Raw genomic sequence first — 19,272 nt, 5'->3', positions numbered from 1 at the left:
TTTTTAAAAAATATAGTGCTTTTTTATATGTTATTCATCGATTGAGAAAAAAGATTATTTTTCAATTATTTTGTTTGCATAATTTATAATTTCCGCTATCTTTAGAGGCGGGCGGAGGTCGGTGGATCTCTTAATTATCAACACAACATTTATAGATATTATAATTATGGTTACTTCATCTCGTTTTTCGGCGCTACTATTTCAGGGTTCATTAGTGAAAAGAGTGGCAACAGGTCTATTATTGGGGATTCTTCTTGCATTAATTTCTCCATATCTAGAACCTGCATTAGGAACTAATTTAGCAGAAGATGTCAGCTTTTTGGGGCAACTTTTTGTGCGTTCTTTACGTTCTATCGCACCAATTTTGATTTTTGTGTTAGTGGTATCAGCGATTGCCAATCGTCGTGTTGGTGAAAAAAATAATCTGAAAAGTATTATTCATCTTTACCTATTAGGTACATTCTTATCAGCATTAGTGGCAGTAATCGCAAGTTTTCTTTTCCCAACTGAATTGGCATTAGGTGAAGCGGAAAAATCTATTGCACCGCCAGAAAGTGTGGGACAAGTGCTTAGCACTTTAATTTTTAATGTTGTCGATAATCCTTTCAATGCGCTATTAAATGCTAACTTTATCGGTATTTTAGCTTGGGCAATTGGTTTAGGAATTGCATTACGTCATTCATCTGAAACCACCAAAAACGTTTTCGGTGATATTTCAGAAGCCGTTTCTATGGTAGTAAAAGTGGTAATTGCATTTGCGCCAATTGGTGTTTTTGGTTTAGTAGCTTCAACGTTAGCCGATAGAGGTCTAGCAGCATTAGGCGGTTATGTACAAGTATTAGCGGTATTAATCGGTTCAATGCTATTTGTTGCCTTTATTGTTAATCCAATTTTGGTGTATTGGAAAACTAGACAAAATCCATACCCATTAGTGTGGACTTGTATTCGTGTTAGTGGTTTAACAGCCTTCTTTACACGTAGTTCCGCAGCGAATATCCCAGTAAATATGGAATTAGCACAACGTTTAGGTTTAAAAGAAGAAACTTATTCCGTTTCTATTCCATTAGGGGCAACTATCAATATGGGCGGTGCGGCGATCACCATTACCATTTTAACCTTAGCAGCAGTACATACTTTAGGCATTGAAGTCAGCATTCCAACTGCGTTCTTATTAAGTATTGTAGCGACAGTATGTGCTTGTGGTGCGTCAGGTGTTGCTGGTGGTTCACTATTATTAATTCCATTAGCTTGTAGCTTATTCGGTATCTCTAATGATATTGCGGCGCAAGTTATCGGGGTTGGCTTTATTATCGGTGTATTACAAGACTCAACAGAAACTGCATTAAACTCATCAACTGATGTTATCTTTACTGCAGCAGCTTGTATCGAAGAAGACAGAAAGAGCCAACAAGCTTAATAGAAATTAATACAAAATAGATGGTGTAATCGCGCGATTACACCATTTTTTATGACAAAAACGTAAAAAATAAGTTGTCTTATTTTTATGCAGTTATTTAGATCGTGGTGCGGATTAAAGATAAAATGCTTGATGAGCAATAAAATATCTGTATAATACGCCACAGATTTCAGACGCGGGGTGGAGCAGCTTGGTAGCTCGTCGGGCTCATAACCCGAAGGTCGTTGGTTCAAATCCAGCCCCCGCAACCAATTTTCAATGAATTGGTTCTAAAGAATTGAAGCCCCGTTAGGGGTTTTTTTGTGGAATAAATTTTGTAAGAAAAATTTATTTGTTCAGTTTGGTAAACACGAAGAAACGGGGCTTAAAAGCCCTTTTTTTATACCTATAATTTGACAATGAACAAGGAGATTATCTTTGGCAACACTAGAACAGAAATTACAAGATCTATTACAACCTACTGTTGAAGGCATGGGATACGAATTAGTTGGTATCGAATGTACACGTGCTGGTCGCTATTCAACAGTCCGTCTATATATTGATAAGGAAAATGGCGTAACTATTGATGATTGTAGTGATGTAAGTCGTGAAGTCGGAGCAATCTTAGATGTAGAAGATCCAATCAGCGATAAATACAACCTTGAAGTGTCATCACCAGGGTTAGATCGACCGCTGTTTACATTAGCACATTATCAACGTTTTATTGGACAAGAAATTATTGTGCATTTACGCATCGCGATGTCAGGTCGTCGTAAATGGCAAGGTGATTTAGTCAGTGTTGATGGCGATATGATTACCTTAAATGTAGAAGGACAGCCGCAAGTATTTGCATTTAGCAATATTCAAAAAGCGAATATCGTACCAAAGATTACCTTCTAATCCAGAATTGTAAAAATTAATAGAGAGATAACCATGAGCAAAGAAATTTTATTAGCTGCAGAAGCAGTATCAAATGAAAAGTTATTGCCTCGAGAGAAGATTTTCGAAGCATTGGAAAGTGCATTAGCCATTTCTACCAAGAAAAAATATGAACAAGAAATTGATGTTCGCGTATCCATTAACCAAAAAACTGGTGATTTTGTTACTTATCGTCGTTGGTTAGTGGTAGAACACGTTACGCATCCAACTCGTGAAATCACCCTAGAAGCGGCACAAATGGAAGAGCCAGATATTAAATTGGGTGATTACATTGAAGATGAAATCGAATCGATCGCGTTTGACCGTATTACCATGCAAACCGCACGCCAAGTTATCAGTGCAAAAATTCGTGATGCAGAACGTAATAAAGTGGTTGAACAATTTAAAGAAAGAGAAGGCGAAATCATCACTGGTGTAGTGAAAAAAGTAAATCGCGATAACGTTATTCTTGATTTAGGAAACCAAGCTGAAGCGATGATTTTACGTGAAGATTTGTTACCGCGTGAAAATTTCCGCGCAGGAGATCGTGTACGTGGTGTGCTTTATAAAGTGAATCCTGAAGCGAAAGGAGTACAACTTTTCGTTACTCGTTCTAAACCAGAAATGTTGATCGAGTTATTCAAAATTGAAGTGCCAGAAATCGGCGAAGGCGTGATCGAAATTAAAGCAGCAACACGTGATCCAGGTATCCGCGCGAAAATTGCTGTAAAAAGTCACGACAAACGTATTGATCCAGTAGGAGCTTGCGTTGGTATGCGTGGTGCGCGTGTACAAGCTATTACCAATGAGTTAGATGGCGAACGTGTTGATATCGTGTTATGGGATGATAACCCAGCGCAATTCGTGATCAATGCAATGGCACCAGCGGATGTCGTGTCAATCGTGGTTGATGAAGATAAGAAATCAATGGATATCGCTGTGGAATCAGCAAATCTTGCACAAGCGATTGGTCGTAACGGACAAAACGTAAAACTTGCTTCACAACTTACTGGTTGGACGCTCAACGTAATGAGCAGCGATGATTTAGAAAATAAACATCAAGCGGAAAACCAAAAAACAATTAATCTCTTTATGGAAGCATTGGATCTTGATGAAGAATTTGCAGCATTACTTTCTGAAGAAGGTTTCAGCAAATTGGAAGAAATTGCCTATGTACCAATGGAAGAGTTATTAGAAATCGATGGTTTCGATGAAGATCTTGCAGAAGAGTTACGCAATCGTGCGAAAGAAGCTTTGACGAAAATTGCCTTAGCGGAAGAAGCAGCGTTAGCGAATATCAATGTTGAAGAAGCGTTGCTAAATTTAGAAGGTATGAATCGTCATTTAGCAGTGAAATTGGCAGAGAAAAATATCACTACTTTAGAAGAACTTGCTGAGCAAGGCGTTGATGATTTAAGTGATATTGAAGAACTTTCTGCAGAACAAGCGGCAGATTTAATTATGGCAGCGCGTAATATCTGCTGGTTTGGAAATGAATAATTGAAGGTGGTGTACAGATGACTGATAAAAAAACTGATACCCAAACAACCGAGAAAAAACCAACTAAGTTAAAGTTGAAACGTTCAACGCATAGTACGTTGACGGTACAACAAAATGGTAGTGGGAAAAGTAAAGAAGTAAAAATCGAAACACGTAAAACACGTGTGATCGATACACGTGCGCAAGCTGAAATGGAAAAACAAGCAGCAGAACAAGCACGTTTAGAAGCGAAAGCTCGCCAAGAAGCGGAAGCAAAAGCGAAGAAAGAAGCTGAAGAAAAAGCAAAACAAGAAGCCGAAGCGAAAGCGAAAAAAGAGGCTGAAGAAAAAGCGAAGAAAGAAGCAGCTGCCAAAGCAGAAGCGGCTAAAGAAACCGCAAAAGTAGAAGCGAAAGTGGCGAAGAAAGCTGAACCAGCGAAAAAATCAGCGGAAAAAGACGAAAGCAAACAAAAACGTAAAGCAGAAGAAGCCGAATTCCGCCGTAAAGCGGAAGAAGCGGCACGCCAAAAAGCGGAAGAACAAGCGCGTAAAGCTGCTGAAGATGCGAAACGTTATGCAGATTTCTCTGATGATGATATGGCTGATGATGATGCAGATGACTATTCTGACTATCATTTCACTTCATCTTATGCGCGTGAAGCGGAAAATGAAGAAGATCGCCGCAATGAAAATCGTGGTCGTGGTAAGAAAGTCACTAAGACCAAGAAAAACGGTCGTGATGAAGAATCTTCTAAAAATGAGCGTGAAGCCAATCGCCGTAACAATCAACAAAGCGGTAAAGGTAATAAAAAATCGAACCGTAAGAGTGCGTTACAGCAAAGCTTTACCAAACCTGCACAACCAGTTTCTCGTGATGTAGTCATTGGTGAAACCATTACCGTTGGCGAATTAGCGAACAAAATGGCAGTAAAAGCGACTGAAGTCATTAAAACAATGATGAAAATGGGCGCAATGGCAACCATCAACCAAGTGATTGACCAAGAAACAGCACAACTTGTTGCTGAAGAAATGGGGCATAAAGTGGTATTACGTCGTGAAAATGAGCTTGAAGAAGCAGTATTAAGCGATCGTGATATGAACGCGGAATCAGAACCGCGTGCACCAGTTGTAACCATTATGGGACACGTTGACCATGGTAAAACCTCATTGCTTGACTATATTCGTAAAGCGAAAGTGGCAGCAGGCGAAGCCGGTGGTATTACGCAACATATCGGTGCTTACCACGTACATACACCAAACGGTGATATTACTTTCTTAGATACTCCGGGACACGCGGCGTTTACCTCAATGCGTGCTCGTGGTGCACAAGCAACAGATATCGTGGTGTTAGTTGTTGCTGCTGACGATGGTGTGATGCCGCAAACTATCGAAGCGATTCAACACGCTAAAGCAGCGAATGTACCGCTCGTGGTTGCAGTGAACAAGATCGATAAACCAGAAGCGGATCCAGATCGCGTAAAAACTGAGTTATCACAACATGGTGTAATTTCAGAAGATTGGGGTGGTGATACTCAATTTGTTAATGTATCAGCGAAGAAAGGCTTAGGTATTGACGAATTATTAGACGCGATTCTATTACAAGCTGAAGTACTTGAATTAACTGCGGTTAAAGATGGTATGGCAAGCGGGGTTGTTATCGAGTCTTACTTAGATAAAGGTCGTGGTCCAGTAGCGACAGTATTAGTGCAATCAGGTACCTTAAATCGTGGTGATATTGTACTTTGCGGTTTGGAATACGGTCGTGTGCGTGCGATGCGTAATGAAATCGGTAAGGAAGTGAAAACCGCAGGGCCATCTATTCCGGTAGAAATTTTAGGTTTATCTGGCGTACCGGCAGCGGGTGATGAAATGACCGTTGTGCGTGATGAGAAAAAAGCGCGCGAAGTAGCGTTATATCGTCAAGGTAAATTCCGCGAAGTGAAACTTGCTCGTCAGCAAAAAGCGAAACTAGAAAATATGTTCAGCAGTATGACTGAAGGCGATGTGTCAGAATTGAACATTATCGTTAAAGCGGACGTACAAGGTTCGGTAGAAGCAATTTGCCAAGCGTTATTAGAGCTTTCAACTGATGAAGTGAAAGTGAAAATTATCGGTTCTGGTGTTGGTGGAATTACCGAAACTGATGCAAGCTTAGCGGCGGCATCAAATGCAATTCTCGTTGGCTTCAACGTTCGTGCTGACGCTTCTGCACGTAAGATTGTAGAAAGCGAAAACTTAGATCTTCGTTATTATTCAGTGATTTATGACTTAATTAACGAAATCAAAGCAGCGTTAAGCGGTATGTTACAACCGGAATTCAAACAAGAAATTATTGGTTTAGCCGAAGTTCGCGATGTATTCCGTTCACCGAAATTTGGTGCAATTGCTGGATGTATGGTAATTGAAGGGGTAGTGAAACGTCATAATCCAATCCGCGTATTGCGTGATAACGTGGTTATCTTTGAAGGCGAGCTCGAATCTCTCCGCCGCTTTAAAGATGACGTAAATGAAGTACGTAACGGTATGGAATGTGGTATCGGCGTGAAGAACTACAACGATGTTCGCACCGGCGACCAAATCGAAGTATTTGAAACTATTGAGATTAAACGCTCAATTTAATAGCGTTCCTCTTTAGTAAAATAAAGAGGATCACATTTAAAGCTAACGAGTTAAGTTAGCTGGTTTTTCAAATCTCCCTAACCCTCTTCAATCTTGAAGAGGGAATTTGTTTTGTGAAGCATAGCAGTCAGTACATTTTGGTAATCACACAAAATTTTTTGTTACCGCAAAGTGCATTTCAGCCATTAAACAAGGGCTTTTTTATTGCCACAATGATGTGCACTTTGGCTACTAAATAAGAATTTTGTATTGCCACAATGTGCGGTGACTGATAAAAGTGATGAAAGGAACCCCTCTTTAATGAAATAAAGAGGGGTAGGGGAGATTTAAATCATCAAATATTTAACCCTCTTCAATCTTGAAGAGGGAATTTGTTTTGTGAAGCATAGCAGTCAGTACATTTTGGTAATCACACCAAATTTTTTGTCACCGCAAAGTGCATTTCAGCCATTAAACAAGGGCTTTTTTATTGCCACAATGTGCGGTGACTGATAAAAGTGATGAAAGGATCCCCTCTTTAATGAAATAAAGAGGGGTAGGGGAGATTTAAATTTCTAAGGATTAAGTAACTATGGCAAGAGAATTTAAACGCAGCGATCGTGTTGCACAAGAAATCAAAAAAGAGATTGCCGTTATTTTACAGCGTGAAGTGAAAGATCCACGCATTGGTATGGTAACGGTATCGGATGTGGAAGTATCCAGAGATCTTGCTTATGCAAAAGTTTTCGTGACATTCTTATTTAATGAAGATGAAGCACAAATTGAACAAGGCTTAATCGGTCTTGAAAAAGCATCACCTTATATCCGCTCATTATTGGGTAAAGCAATGCGTTTACGCATTGTGCCAGAATTACGCTTTATCTACGACACCTCTTTAGTCGAAGGCATGCGGATGTCTAATTTAGTGACGCAAATCGTGAATCAAGATAAGGCAAAACATCACGAAGAGTAGGAGTTAGCGTGGCGAAAACGAAAAAAGGGCGTAATATTGACGGCATTGTGTTATTGGATAAACCGCAAGGGGCGAGTTCCAACCACGTTTTGCAACAAGTAAAACGTTATTTCCAAGCCAATAAAGCGGGGCATACTGGAGCGTTAGATCCATTAGCGACAGGAATGTTGCCAATTTGTTTGGGGGAAGCCACCAAATTTTCGCAACATCTATTAGATGCAGATAAATGCTATTTGGTAACGGCGAAATTAGGCGAACGTACTGATACTTCTGATGCTGAAGGGCAAGTGGTGCAGCAAAGAGCAGTAACAGTTGATTTAGCAACGATTCTTGCCACATTGCCGCATTTCACTGGCGAATTGCAACAGGTGCCAACAATGTTTTCCGCCTTAAAACATCAAGGTAAACCTCTATATGAATATGCACGAGCAGGTATTACCATTGAGCGTGAAGCACGTCCAATTACCATTTTTTCGTTAGAATTTATTGAATACCAAGAGCCTTATTTAACGTTATCAGTGCATTGTTCCAAAGGCACTTATATTCGCACTTTAATTGATGACTTAGGCGAATATTTAGGCTGTGGCGCCCATGTCACAATGTTGCGCCGTACAAAAGTCGCTAACTATCCTTATGAAAAAATGGTCACTATTGAACAATTAGCGGCATTAGCGGAACAACAAGATTTTACAGCGTTAGATCAGTTATTGCTGCCGATTGATACTGCGATTACCGATCTGAATAAATGGATCGTAACGCCAGAAACCGCACAGAAATTGATCTTTGGACAACGTGTAAAATTAACAACGACACCAACGCAAGGTTTGCATACCATATATAGCGACCAAGGCGATTTTATTGGCGTTGCCGAAATGATTGGTGATGTCTTACATCCAAGGCGCTTAGTCAATTCCAATAAGTAATGTAAAAATGCACAATGATAAAAATTAACATTGTGCATTTTTTGTTTACAAGCCACCTCAATCCATAATACTTGTACTAATTCGTAAAATCCTTGCACTTTCCTGAATTATTGCGGTTTCTTTAGCATTCTATTTGTGAATAAAATGTGTCCTATTTCACAAAATCTTAAAAAATAGCGATTGTAGTTTTAAAAAATTGACAAAAAATACATAAATAGGTATATGCTAACCATAAGTTATTTTTAAATAACGTTTCTGTATGACAGAGAGTTTTCTGTTATGTCTTTATTATTCACTTAGCAACAAAGGAACTTCTTATGAATCATACCTATCGTTTAGTTTGGAATGCCGTTAGGCAATTATGGCAATGTGCTTCGGAAAATACTCACTCTAAAGGCAAATCAGGCTCAGTAAAAATTGCTGCCAATAATCAAATTACCCCCCCCCCTCTCAATCTCTAAATAATTCTTACAAATTCACGCTAAATGCCCTTGCAGGGGCAATTTTAGCCACCCTGTCTCTACCTGTTTGGGCGGATTGTCCTCCTGTAGGAGAAATCACAACAGAACAAACGATTACGGTCAATGGGAGATGTACCTATGAGCAGAATCAAGAGCTGATCATTAACGTTGGAAAAAATGACAGCGTGACGCTACAAGGTGGTGAGGGCAACGACAATGAAATTACGGCAACGGGATCGTCGGATAATAACACCGCTATTTACGTTGATAATGGTTTATTGACGCTCAAAGGTGGATTAAAGATAGGTGTCCAACGAGAGTATGGTATTCGCCTAAATGGAGAGGGTGCCTCTGCTTATGTCGAGGATGCTACCGTAATTGGGGGCTATCATGGTATTGGTGCAAACAATAGTGGCAATATCATCGTGTCATCAGGTGCTACCGTAACGGGAAAAGGAATTGATTATGGGAATGGTATTATGGCACACAATAGTGGCAATATCACCGTATCATCAGGAGCTACCATAACGGGCTCTTATATTGGTCTTGCTGCATCCAATAGTGGCAATATCACTGTATCAGGAGCCACCGTAACGGGCCGTCGTAGTATTCAGGCAGGCAATAGTGGCAATATCACTGTATCATCAGGTGCTACTGTAACGAGTTATGGCAGGTATGGTATTAAAGCATCCTATAGTGGCGATATCACTGTATCAGGAGCTACCGTAACGAGTGCGGAGCGCGGTATTGATGCGGAATATAGTGGCAATATCATCGTCTCATCAGGAGCTACCGTAAGGGGGGAGTGGCACGGAGCTATTTATGCATTCCATAGTGGCAATATCATCGTGTCATCAGGTGCTACTGTAACGGGAAAAGGAAGTTATTATGGTACTGGTATTTCTTCATCCTATAGTGGCGATATCATCGTGTCATCAGGTGCTACCGTAATGGCCAGTAGAGGTATTGAGGCAGGCTATAGTGGCAATATCATCGTGTCATCAGGTGCTACCGTAACGGGCACTGGAGGAACGAGTTATTGTGGTGGTATTTGTACAAGCTACAATAATGGTGATATCATACTCTCTAGCGGTGTGGTCAAAGGAAGAAGCATAGGTGTCTATGTAAAAGAGGGTTTTGGACAAGAATCCCCTATCACGCTAACCTTATCCGGCAATGCAAAGATTCTCCCAGTAGATGAACAAACTCCATTTACTAGAGGGGCGATTCACTTTGACGATGATTATGTTTCCAGCCGCAATACCTTAAATCTCGCCACCGATCCCGATAATATCCAAGGATTGGTGTGGTCTTCCATTGACAAAACTGGGCCTGAAAGTGGGCCGAGTGAGTTACAAAATACCAATACTCTTACCCTTAGTGGTGAAGAAAACCTATCGTTGAGCCTATCAGAATTTGGAGTTAATGGTACTGATTTAATAAGTGAAGGATGGGATGATATCCAAGGCACAAAGGGTAAAAAATTCTTCGCCTTTGATACGATAGTTAAAGAAGGTACAGGTACGTGGACACTTTCAGGTACGCTAGATAAAGATATTATCACTGGCTATACCGATGATGAAGGAATTCAACATCTAGGTTTTTCCATTAATGAAGGCAAAATTGCATTAGCAGCAAATACCATTGCACATACCGATATGGTAGTTAATCCAAATGGTACTTTGTATTCCCAAGCAGGCGGTAAACAACTAATTGATTCACTAGCAATTAAAGGCACTTATCAAGTAGATGTTAACAGCCATAACGATTACAGCCAATTACATAGTACAAAAGATATTGTGATTGAAGAGGGCAGTAAACTTTATGTGTATGCGGATAAACTTCGTGGTGGCGATGATACTTTCTTAAATGTCTTAACTACTGATGGAGAGCTTAAAGGGCGTTTTAATCCGAAAGTAGAAGATAATAGTATCTTATTCGACTTTACTGCACTATATGAACCACAAGCGATGCACTTAAATGCTAAAGCGGTTCCAGCTCCAGAGCCAGAACCTGAACCAACTCCGACTCCAGAACCTAAACCCGAGCCTACCCTTGAACCAAAGCCAGGTTTAATCGAACATTTGGTTAAACAGGCGTGTGATGATGATTGCTTAGCTCCAATGGCAGCAAGTTTAGATAAAATTAAAGCCTCAGTAGACAATGATATTGCTTTTGACTTAATGAAATTAACCAGTGAAAAAGACGTAGTCAATGCAGTAGAGCAAATCCAACCACTATTAGGTATTCGTACCAGCCGCGTAATTATGGAAGCCACTGATACCTTAATTAAAGCAATACCAACAGGACGTTGTTTAGCAGATGCTGGTGATAATCAAGTCTGGGCAAAAGTGTTAGGAGAATGGAATGAACGAAATGGCTCATCCGGATTATCTGGCTATCAAGCCACCCATAGCGGTATTGCTATTGGCAGTGAACGTTGTGTCACTGAAAGCACTAAATTGGGCTTAACGGCTGGCTATCTTAAAACTGATGCAGACAGTTATGATTCTGCGGCGAATCATAACTTAAAAGCCGATACCTGGCAGGTTGGCATATATGGTAATACCGCATTAACGCCACAATGGGATATTGATTTTTATGCCGGTATTGGGCAAGCTTATTTAGACGGTAAACGTCATCTTAGTTTCTTAGGACGTACTGCGGAAAGTGAGATGAAAGCGAACCATTTCCGTACTGGCATTACCTTAAATAGAGCGTTCCAAGTGAATCCACAGGCAAAAGTCACACCATTTATCGGTTTAGATTATCAACGAGTTGAGGTTGAAGATTATATTGAGAAAGGAGCAAAAGACTTTAATTTCGCCATTGATAAACAAAGCACCGAAGCCTTTATAGCAAAACTCGGTATTAAAGGGGATTTCCAAATTAATGAGCGTTTAAGTTTACAAGCGAAAGCGGCAGTTGGATACGATATGACCTATCGAGGTAATTATTTACGTGCTGGGTTTGTGAATTATCCAAAATATCGATTTACGTTGGAAGAGTGTGACCCATCTCGCGTAACAGGTGAACTTGATGTAGGTGCAAAATATCAAATCAGCCAAAATGTGGCATTGGGTGCTGGTGTACAATCCACCTTTGCTAAAGGGTTTAATTCGGTTGCTGGAAATGTGAATTTATCCATTCAGTTCTAACTTGAGTAATAAATAAAACGAAAAAAGCCGTAAGTTATAAAACTTACGGCTTCTTAGAATTTGATGGCGGAGGAAAAGAGATTCGAACTCTTGGAGGACGTAAATCCTCGCCGGTTTTCAAGACCGGTGCCTTCAACCACTCGACCATTCCTCCGCAGTTGTTGGCTAACTAAGCGGGGCTAATCATACGGATTTCAGGATCGTAAGTCAAGCAAGGAAAATAGTTTTTTTAGTGATTGATTTAATCTTAACCAAGTTGTTTTCTAAAAATCAGCAGGTTGCGGTAATTAACTAAAAAATAGCAGATAGAATCAATAAAATACTGTATTTTTATACAGTAGTTTTGTTAAACTGTATTTATTAAAAATTACCTACTATTTTGGAAATGGCTTACCGCAAGATTATTCATATTGATATGGATTGTTTTTATGCTGCAATTGAGATTCGAGAAAATCCAACGCTAGCGGATAAACCCGTTGCCGTTGGCGGAACGCCGCAACAACGTGGTGTTTTAGCAACCTGTAACTATATTGCGCGTAAATATGGCTTGCATAGTGCGATGTCCACTGCCCAAGCGTTAAAACGTTGTCCGCATCTAGTGTTGCTGCCGGTGAATATGAGTTTTTATAAACAGGTTTCGCAACAGATTCATCAAATTTTTCAACGTTATACCGATATTATTGAGCCATTATCGTTAGATGAAGCTTACCTTGATGTTACTGACTCAACGCAGTGTTCGGGATCGGCAACGTGGATCGCGGAAGCGATTCGGCGTGATATTTGGCAAGAATTGCATTTAACCGCTTCGGCTGGTGTTGCACCATTGAAGTTTTTAGCCAAAGTCGCTTCTGAACAGAATAAACCGAATGGGCAGTTTGTGATTCCGCCAGAAAAGGTGGCAGAGTTTGTACATGATTTACCATTACGCAAAATTCCCGGTGTCGGTAAGGTGGTGATGACGAAATTAGCGGCTATGGGCTTAGAAACTTGTGGCGATGTACAACGCTTTCCGCGTCATACTTTAAATGATCAACTAGGTAAAATGGGTGAACGAATTTGGCAATTTAGTCATGCAAATGATGAACGGCAGGTTCAACCGCACCGCGCCACAAAATCTGTTGGTGTTGAAGAAACTTTATTGACGGATTTGGCTTCGCCGATAGAAAGTGAATTGATTATGCAAAAGTTGTATCAGCAGTTATTAAAGCGTTTGCAGAAATATGCGCTAAATTTTGCCACGCAAACTTTTAAGTTAGGCATCAAATTGAAGTTTACTGATTTTCAGCAGACTACCGTAGAAAAAACAGGTTTGCTTTGTGATCTGGCGCATTATCAACAATTATTAGAAATTGCGTGGCAGCGCAGTCGAGGGCGAAAAGTGCGCCTAATCGGTTTACATTTATATTTGCCGGAGAAAAGTGCGTATCAACAAATGAGCTTGTGGGACTAATCACGAAATTATTCTTCGCTAACCCCTTGAAATTGATTTAATAAATACGATATAAAAGACCGTTTTTGATGACATCATTACTGTGGGAGAATGGAAAAAATGATGAGGATTGTACTGTTTTTAATCACAAACATGGCTGTGTTGTTTGTGTTTAATATTATTTTGACGCTGACGGGAATTCGTTCTCAAGATGCAATGGGATTATTAATTTTTGCTGCGTTATTTGGTTTTAGTGGCTCATTAATTTCGCTCTTTTTGTCAAAAACGATGGCGAAACGTTCTGTTGGTGCAGAAGTGATCACTAATCCACAAAATGAAACAGAACGTTGGTTAGTCAATACCGTTAAACAACAAACTGAAAAATTAGGTTTACCAATGCCGGAAGTGGCGATTTATCACTCTGCGGATGTGAATGCGTTTGCGACTGGTGCGAGCAAAAATAACTCCTTGGTTGCGGTAAGTACAGGTCTATTGAATAGTATGACCAGAGATGAAGCGGAAGCCGTACTAGCGCACGAAGTGAGCCATATTGCTAATGGCGATATGGTGACAATGACCTTATTACAAGGTGTGCTTAATACATTCGTGATCTTCTTATCACGTTTAATTGCCAGCGTGGCTGCACAAAGCCGTAGCAGCGATGAAGAAAGCAGCTCTAATTCAGGAATCTATTTCTTAGTTTCTATGGTGTTAGAAATTGTGTTTGGTTTCTTGGCAAGTATGATTGCAATGTGGTTCTCTCGTTATCGTGAGTTTCACGCTGATGCAGGTTCAGCGCATTTAGTTGGTAAACAAAAAATGATCGCAGCATTACGACGTTTACAAGCAATTCATGAACCAGAAGAACTAACCGGACAATTAGCTGCATTTGCGATTAATGGTAAAAGAAGCGGATTGGCAAGTTTATTTATGAGCCACCCACCATTGGAAAAACGCATTGAAGCATTACAAAATTTAAAATAATTATTTAGCTATTTTTTAATGCCTTAATTGTAATGATTAAGGCATTAATTATTTTTTAGAGTCTTGGGTATGGAACATAAAATAGAAGATTTAATGGCGATTTTTAATCGCTGTTTTTATGCGGAATATAATACAAAGTTGGAAAAAGGCGGTGATGAGCCGATTTATTTACCGGCAAATGCGGAAAGACCTTATAACGCGATCTATTTTGCGCGTGGTTTTTATAGCAGCGGTTTACATGAAATCGCGCATTGGTTGGTTGCTGGCAAAGCGCGCCGCGAATTAGAAGATTTTGGTTATTGGTATGAACCAGATGGTCGCAGCGAAGCACAACAACGTGAATTTGAAAAAGTTGAAATCAAACCACAAGCGTTAGAGTGGATTTTAGCCAATGCAGCAGGTTTTCGTTATTTTGCTAGTGCAGATAATTTAAATGGTAATCCGGGCGATACGGCACCTTTTAAACAAAAGGTGTATCAACAAGTTTGTGACTATGTGGCTAAAGGCTTGCCAAAAAGAGCGGAAAGACTCCGCTTGGCATTAGCGGAGTTTTATCAAAGACCGACAGAGATAAACTTAGCTGAATTTGATGTTAGTAAAATTTAGCTTTTGTTGTTGGTGTTAGTCGTTGGCGTGGTCTGCTGTTCTTCATATTCTAACAGCAGTTTTGCAATTGCTTGACGATAGGTGATTTCTAACGTTTCGCGGCTGGTCGCAATAACCCCCTGATCAATTAAGAAACCATCGCTGACATCATAAACCCAACCATGTAACGACAGTTTCTTACCGCGATTCCAAGCGGAACGCACAATTGAGGATAAACCTAAGTTATAAACTTGCTCGGCAACGTTAATACGAGTTAGCGCATCGGCGCGTTTTTCTGGCGGTAACTTACCAAGTAAGTGGCTATGTTTAAACCAAATATCGCGAATATGCAGCAACCAGTTATTAATTAAACCAAGATCATCATTGGTCATTGCTGCATGGATACCGCCGCAATTGGTATGACCGCAAATAATAATGTGTTCAATATCGAGGACATCAACTGCATATTGCACTACGGAAAGGCAGTTTAAATCGGTATGGATAACTTGATTGGCAACGTTACGATGAACAAAGAGTTCACCGGGACCTAAATTGGTAAGTTTTTCAGCAGGAACGCGGCTATCAGAACAACCAATCCATAAATAGGTTGGTTTTTGATGCTCTGCAAGATCGGCAAAGTAGTCTGCGTGTTGCTCTTTCATTTCCGTTGCCCATTTAAAATTGTTGGCAAATAGTTTTTCGATTTTCTTCATTGTTACACCTTAATTATTGAAGATATGCTATATTGTCGGGCGTTTTGCATTATACCGATAAAAATTATCCTGCCTATGAACTTTTATTTAAATTGATAAAAAAATAACAATGTAAGGATTATCAATGTTTGCATTAGAAATAAATCAATTAACAAAATCTTATAGTAATGGCTTTAAAGCTTTGCATTGTATTGATTTACAAGTAAAAGAAGGTGATTTTTATGCCTTGCTTGGCCATAATGGTGCAGGTAAATCGACTACCATTGGTATTATTAGTTCTTTGGTCAACAAAACTAGCGGACAAGTGAAAGTATTTGGTTACGACTTAGATAGCCAATTAACCGAACTGAAAAAGCAACTAGGTGTCGTTCCGCAAGAATTTAACTTTAATAATTTTGAGAAAGTGATCGATATTTTAACCAATCAAGCTGGTTATTATGGGGTGCCGCGCCAAGAAGCATTAAAGCGTGCGGAATATTGGTTAAAAAAATTAGATTTATGGGATAAACGGCAGCAGAAATCAATGCGTTTATCTGGCGGTATGAAACGCCGTTTAATGATCGCACGTGCTTTAATGCATAATCCGCGTTTATTGATTTTAGATGAGCCAACTGCGGGTGTGGATATTGAGCTTCGCCGCACAATGTGGCAATTCTTACAAGAGTTAAATCAACAAGGGACAACCATTGTTCTCACTACGCACTATTTAGAAGAAGCGGAAATGCTGTGTCGTAATATTGGCATCATTCAGCAAGGGCGTTTGGTGGTGAATACCTCAATGAAAGCGCTGTTATCAAAACTCGAAACGGAAACTTTTATTCTCGATTTGGCGCAAAGCGGAGAGCATATTCAGCTACAAGATTACCGTTTTAACTTGGTTGATACGATGACGTTGGAGGTGGAAGTACATCGTGAGCAAGGGTTGAATAATTTGTTTGCTGAATTAACCAAACAGGGCATTACCGTATTAAGTATGCGCAATAAAGCGAATCGTTTGGAAGAGTTATTTGTCAGTATGGCATTGAGTAAGTCGGATGCGGATAAGGCAAAACAGGAGGAAGTATAAAATGTCGTCATTAGCATGGGTTGCCTATAAAACGATTTTACGTAAAGAGATTCAACGTTTTATGCGAATTTGGGTGCAAACGTTAGTGCCGCCAGTGATTACAATGATGTTGTATTTCATTATTTTTGGGCAATTAATTGGTAGCCGTATCGGTGAAATGCATGGCGTTAGCTATATGCAGTTTATTGTGCCAGGGTTGATTATGATGTCGGCGATTACCAATTCATTCGCCAATGTTGCTTCTTCATTTTATAGCACTAAATTTGCACGCAATGTGGAGGAGTTATTGGTGTCGCCAACTTCACCACATATTATTATTTTAGGTTATATTTCTGGAGGAATGGCGCGTGGTATTTTAGTTGGCTTTTTAGTCACTTTAGTGTCGCTATTTTTTGTCCGTTTTGATGTTTATTCGTGGTTAGTGATTGTCGGCATTTTATTGATGACGACGGCAACTTTCTCTTTGGGCGGTTTGATTAATGCAGTGTTTGCACGCTCTTTTGATGATACTTCGATTATTCCAACTTTTGTGCTAACGCCTTTGACTTATTTAGGTGGTGTATTCTATTCGATCTCTTTATTGCCTGAGTTTTGGCAATGGGTGTCAAAACTAAACCCGATCGTGTATATGATCAACGGTTTTCGTTATGGCTTTTTAGGGATTAGTGATGTATCTTTGCACTATACTTTTACCGTATTAGCGCTATTTATCTTTATTTTATATGGTTTTGTTTATCAATTAATTAAACGTGGTGTTGGTTTAAGAAATTAAATAATAGATAAATAGAGAGGGCAGCTATTAATGCAGGATTTGCAACATTATTTATCTTTTACACCACAAGAACTTAATGCATTATGGTTAAGTTTGGAAGTGGCGTTAGGGGCAGTGTTATGGAGTTTGCCTTTCGCCATTTTGGTCGCTTGGTTATTAGCGCGTAAACAGTTTTATGGCAAAACCATTCTCAATAGTGTGATCTATTTACCGCTTGTATTACCGCCAGTAGTTATTGGTTATCTATTGCTGGTGATTATGGGGCGTAAAGGAATCATTGGACAATATTTGTATGATTGGTTTGGTTTATCCTTTGCCTTTAGCTGGCGCGGTGCGATTTTAGCCTCTGCCGTAGTCGCTTTTCCATTAGTTGTTCGCTCTATTCGTCTTTCTTTAGAAAGTATTGATGCCAATCTTGAAGCTACCGCCAGAACACTTGGCGCTTCTCCTTATCGAGTTTTCTTTACCATTACCTTGCCATTAGCCTTACCGGGCGTATTGGCGGGAATGGTATTGGGTTTTGCACGCTCATTAGGTGAGTTTGGTGCAACCATTACCTTTGTATCTAACATTGTCGGGCAAACGCAAACTATTCCATTAGCAATGTATTCCTTTATCCAAACGCCTGGTGCGGAAGATCAGGCGTTTAAACTCTGTTTATTGTCGATTATGTTGTCATTGTTGTCATTATTATTATCAGAATGGCTATCACGTTATATGTATAAGAAATTAGGACAACGTCATGCTTAATCTGCAAGTGACTAAACGTTTTTCAGCATTGTCAGTAGAGTTAGATCTACAAATTCCAACGCAAGGTATCACGATGATTTTTGGGCGTTCAGGAGCGGGAAAATCATCATTACTGAATATGGTCAGTGGCTTGAGTACACCTGACAATGGACGAATTACTTTGCAAGATCGAGTGTTAGTTGATACTGCACAACGCATTAATTTACCTGTTGAAAAGCGACAAATTGGTTATGTATTCCAAGACGCTCGTCTATTTCCACATTATCGGGTAAAAGGCAATTTACAATATGGTATGCCGAAAGCGGCTGCGCATAAATTTTCTGCTATTGTTGAGTTATTGGGGCTAGAGCATTTATTAGATCGTTATCCATTAACCTTGTCGGGCGGTGAAAAACAGCGGGTAGCGATTGGGCGTGCGTTATTGTCCAATCCGCAATTATTATTAATGGATGAACCATTATCTGCGCTGGATATGCCGAGAAAACAAGAGCTAATGCGTTATTTATTGCGTTTGGTAAAAGAGATCGAAATTCCTATTTTGTATGTTACCCATAGCTTAGAAGAGTTAAAGATGTTGGCTAATCGGGTGATTTTGCTGGAAGAGGGTAAGTTAGTAGAGTTCGCCGATTTAGAAACTGTTTGGAATAGCGGTTTATTGGCAGAGTGGCAGCAAAATCAAACAACACAATGGATTTATCAAGGCGAATTAAGCGAAAAATTACCCGAGTTGCAACAGGGGATTGTGCAAGTTGGTTCACAACGTTTTTGTGTAACGTTAAATAAAGATTATCCATTGGGAGAAATCTTAAAAATTACCATTCATCAACAAGATCTTTTTTTGACGACAACGCCGTTAAAGGATAGCAGCGTAGTGAATTCTTGTGTCGGAGTAGTAGAAAGTATTGTTAGCACAGCGGAACAAACCGCAGTAAAAGTGAAAATTGATGAAAATATTAATGTAACTGCATTAATAAATAGTGCTGTCGCACAGCAATTACAATTAATTGAAAAGCAACAAGTTTATTTGAATATGCTGCATATCCATCTATTAGCATATTAAACCCTTTC

At 39.7% G+C, this 19,272-nt stretch carries 16 protein-coding genes and 2 tRNA genes; 16 read left to right on the top strand and 2 right to left on the bottom strand.

Annotated elements, in window-relative coordinates; all coding sequences use genetic code 11:
• Positions 1–166 precede the first annotated feature (166 nt).
• From sstT to NYR30_RS06460, 9 genes are all read left to right on the top strand, one after another.
• Positions 167–1,417, top strand: coding sequence for a serine/threonine transporter SstT (gene sstT / locus NYR30_RS06500; RefSeq protein WP_066111918.1), 1,251 nt, complete (start codon positions 167–169; stop codon positions 1,415–1,417).
• A 174-nt stretch (positions 1,418–1,591) separates the two neighbouring features.
• Positions 1,592–1,668 (top strand) — tRNA-Met (locus NYR30_RS06495).
• Positions 1,669–1,834: 166 nt separating this feature from the next.
• Positions 1,835–2,296, top strand: a complete 462-nt coding sequence (gene rimP / locus NYR30_RS06490; protein WP_066108904.1) for a ribosome maturation factor RimP — start codon at positions 1,835–1,837, stop codon at positions 2,294–2,296.
• A gap of 33 nt (positions 2,297–2,329) precedes the next feature.
• Positions 2,330–3,814 carry a transcription termination factor NusA gene (nusA, locus tag NYR30_RS06485; RefSeq protein WP_066111916.1) on the top strand — a complete coding sequence of 495 codons (1,485 nt, stop codon included), beginning with the start codon at positions 2,330–2,332 and terminating at the stop codon, positions 3,812–3,814.
• Positions 3,815–3,831: 17 nt separating this feature from the next.
• Entirely contained in the window at positions 3,832–6,411 is a 2,580-nt protein-coding gene (infB, locus tag NYR30_RS06480; protein ID WP_066111914.1) for a translation initiation factor IF-2, read from the top strand.
• Positions 6,412–6,982: 571 nt separating this feature from the next.
• Positions 6,983–7,363: a 30S ribosome-binding factor RbfA gene (gene rbfA / locus NYR30_RS06475; protein WP_066108912.1), complete on the top strand. Its 381-nt coding sequence runs from the start codon at positions 6,983–6,985 to the stop codon at positions 7,361–7,363.
• A gap of 8 nt (positions 7,364–7,371) precedes the next feature.
• Entirely contained in the window at positions 7,372–8,286 is a 915-nt protein-coding gene (truB, locus tag NYR30_RS06470) for a tRNA pseudouridine(55) synthase TruB (RefSeq protein WP_066111912.1), read from the top strand.
• 317 nt (positions 8,287–8,603) lie between these two features.
• The gene (locus tag NYR30_RS06465; protein ID WP_082987434.1) at positions 8,604–8,747 is read left to right on the top strand and encodes an ESPR domain-containing protein; all 144 of its coding nucleotides are present in this window, start codon (positions 8,604–8,606) and stop codon (positions 8,745–8,747) included.
• Positions 8,748–8,932: 185 nt separating this feature from the next.
• Positions 8,933–11,905, top strand: coding sequence for an autotransporter family protein (locus tag NYR30_RS06460; protein WP_302502381.1), 2,973 nt, complete (start codon positions 8,933–8,935; stop codon positions 11,903–11,905).
• Positions 11,906–11,969: 64 nt separating this feature from the next.
• Here the strand turns inward: NYR30_RS06460 and NYR30_RS06455 are convergent.
• Positions 11,970–12,059, bottom strand: a tRNA-Ser gene (locus NYR30_RS06455).
• Between the two features lie 231 nt (positions 12,060–12,290).
• Here NYR30_RS06455 and dinB point away from each other — a divergent pair.
• The 3 genes from dinB to NYR30_RS06440 all read left to right on the top strand — a co-directional run bounded on the left by dinB (position 12,291) and on the right by NYR30_RS06440 (position 14,924).
• On the top strand, positions 12,291–13,355 hold the full coding sequence (gene dinB / locus NYR30_RS06450; protein ID WP_302502380.1) for a DNA polymerase IV: 1,065 nt from the start codon (positions 12,291–12,293) through the stop codon (positions 13,353–13,355).
• Positions 13,356–13,454: 99 nt separating this feature from the next.
• Positions 13,455–14,318, top strand: coding sequence for a protease HtpX (gene htpX / locus NYR30_RS06445; RefSeq protein WP_066421839.1), 864 nt, complete (start codon positions 13,455–13,457; stop codon positions 14,316–14,318).
• Between the two features lie 69 nt (positions 14,319–14,387).
• Complete coding sequence (locus NYR30_RS06440; RefSeq protein ID WP_302502379.1) at positions 14,388–14,924, top strand: elongation factor P hydroxylase; 537 nt, start codon at positions 14,388–14,390, stop codon at positions 14,922–14,924.
• On the opposite strand, the gene can is transcribed toward NYR30_RS06440, so the two are convergent.
• Entirely contained in the window at positions 14,921–15,616 is a 696-nt protein-coding gene (can, locus tag NYR30_RS06435) for a carbonate dehydratase (protein WP_302502378.1), read from the bottom strand. The two genes, NYR30_RS06440 and can, sit on opposite strands and share 4 nt — an antisense overlap.
• Before the next feature lie 124 nt (positions 15,617–15,740).
• On the opposite strand from can, the gene NYR30_RS06430 reads away from it, so the two are divergent.
• From NYR30_RS06430 to modC, 4 genes are read left to right on the top strand one after another with little or no spacing between them, the layout of a single operon-like run.
• Positions 15,741–16,682 (top strand): ABC transporter ATP-binding protein, encoded by a 942-nt coding sequence (locus NYR30_RS06430; protein ID WP_302502376.1) that lies wholly within the window; start codon positions 15,741–15,743, stop codon positions 16,680–16,682.
• A gap of 1 nt (position 16,683) precedes the next feature.
• Entirely contained in the window at positions 16,684–17,454 is a 771-nt protein-coding gene (locus NYR30_RS06425; protein ID WP_066111895.1) for an ABC transporter permease, read from the top strand.
• 30 nt (positions 17,455–17,484) lie between these two features.
• On the top strand, positions 17,485–18,204 hold the full coding sequence (gene modB, locus NYR30_RS06420; protein ID WP_066111893.1) for a molybdate ABC transporter permease subunit: 720 nt from the start codon (positions 17,485–17,487) through the stop codon (positions 18,202–18,204).
• Positions 18,197–19,264 (top strand): molybdenum ABC transporter ATP-binding protein, encoded by a 1,068-nt coding sequence (gene modC, locus NYR30_RS06415; protein WP_302502374.1) that lies wholly within the window; start codon positions 18,197–18,199, stop codon positions 19,262–19,264. Before modB ends, modC begins: the two co-directional genes overlap by 8 nt.
• The last annotated feature ends 8 nt before the right edge of the window (positions 19,265–19,272 follow it).

This window comes from Gallibacterium salpingitidis, assembly GCF_030517105.1.
In the GTDB taxonomy this organism is placed as follows: domain Bacteria; phylum Pseudomonadota; class Gammaproteobacteria; order Enterobacterales; family Pasteurellaceae; genus Gallibacterium; species Gallibacterium salpingitidis.
The sequence above is the reverse complement of the archived record's forward strand: the minus strand, read 5'-3'. Positions and strand labels throughout refer to the sequence as shown.

What these genes read in the sequence shown, in the direction of transcription:
- sstT (WP_066111918.1), top strand. Translation starts at nt 167, where the DNA reads ATGGTTACTTCATCTCGTTTTTCGGCGCTACTATTTCAGGGTTCATTA.
- nusA (WP_066111916.1), top strand. Translation starts at nt 2,330, where the DNA reads ATGAGCAAAGAAATTTTATTAGCTGCAGAAGCAGTATCAAATGAAAAG.
- infB (WP_066111914.1), top strand. Translation starts at nt 3,832, where the DNA reads ATGACTGATAAAAAAACTGATACCCAAACAACCGAGAAAAAACCAACT.
- rbfA (WP_066108912.1), top strand. Translation starts at nt 6,983, where the DNA reads ATGGCAAGAGAATTTAAACGCAGCGATCGTGTTGCACAAGAAATCAAA.
- NYR30_RS06465 (WP_082987434.1), top strand. Translation starts at nt 8,604, where the DNA reads ATGAATCATACCTATCGTTTAGTTTGGAATGCCGTTAGGCAATTATGG.
- dinB (WP_302502380.1), top strand. Translation starts at nt 12,291, where the DNA reads ATGGCTTACCGCAAGATTATTCATATTGATATGGATTGTTTTTATGCT.
- htpX (WP_066421839.1), top strand. Translation starts at nt 13,455, where the DNA reads ATGATGAGGATTGTACTGTTTTTAATCACAAACATGGCTGTGTTGTTT.
- NYR30_RS06440 (WP_302502379.1), top strand. Translation starts at nt 14,388, where the DNA reads ATGGAACATAAAATAGAAGATTTAATGGCGATTTTTAATCGCTGTTTT.
- can (WP_302502378.1), bottom strand. Translation starts at nt 15,616, where the DNA reads ATGAAGAAAATCGAAAAACTATTTGCCAACAATTTTAAATGGGCAACG.
- NYR30_RS06430 (WP_302502376.1), top strand. Translation starts at nt 15,741, where the DNA reads ATGTTTGCATTAGAAATAAATCAATTAACAAAATCTTATAGTAATGGC.
- NYR30_RS06425 (WP_066111895.1), top strand. Translation starts at nt 16,684, where the DNA reads ATGTCGTCATTAGCATGGGTTGCCTATAAAACGATTTTACGTAAAGAG.
- modB (WP_066111893.1), top strand. Translation starts at nt 17,485, where the DNA reads ATGCAGGATTTGCAACATTATTTATCTTTTACACCACAAGAACTTAAT.
- modC (WP_302502374.1), top strand. Translation starts at nt 18,197, where the DNA reads ATGCTTAATCTGCAAGTGACTAAACGTTTTTCAGCATTGTCAGTAGAG.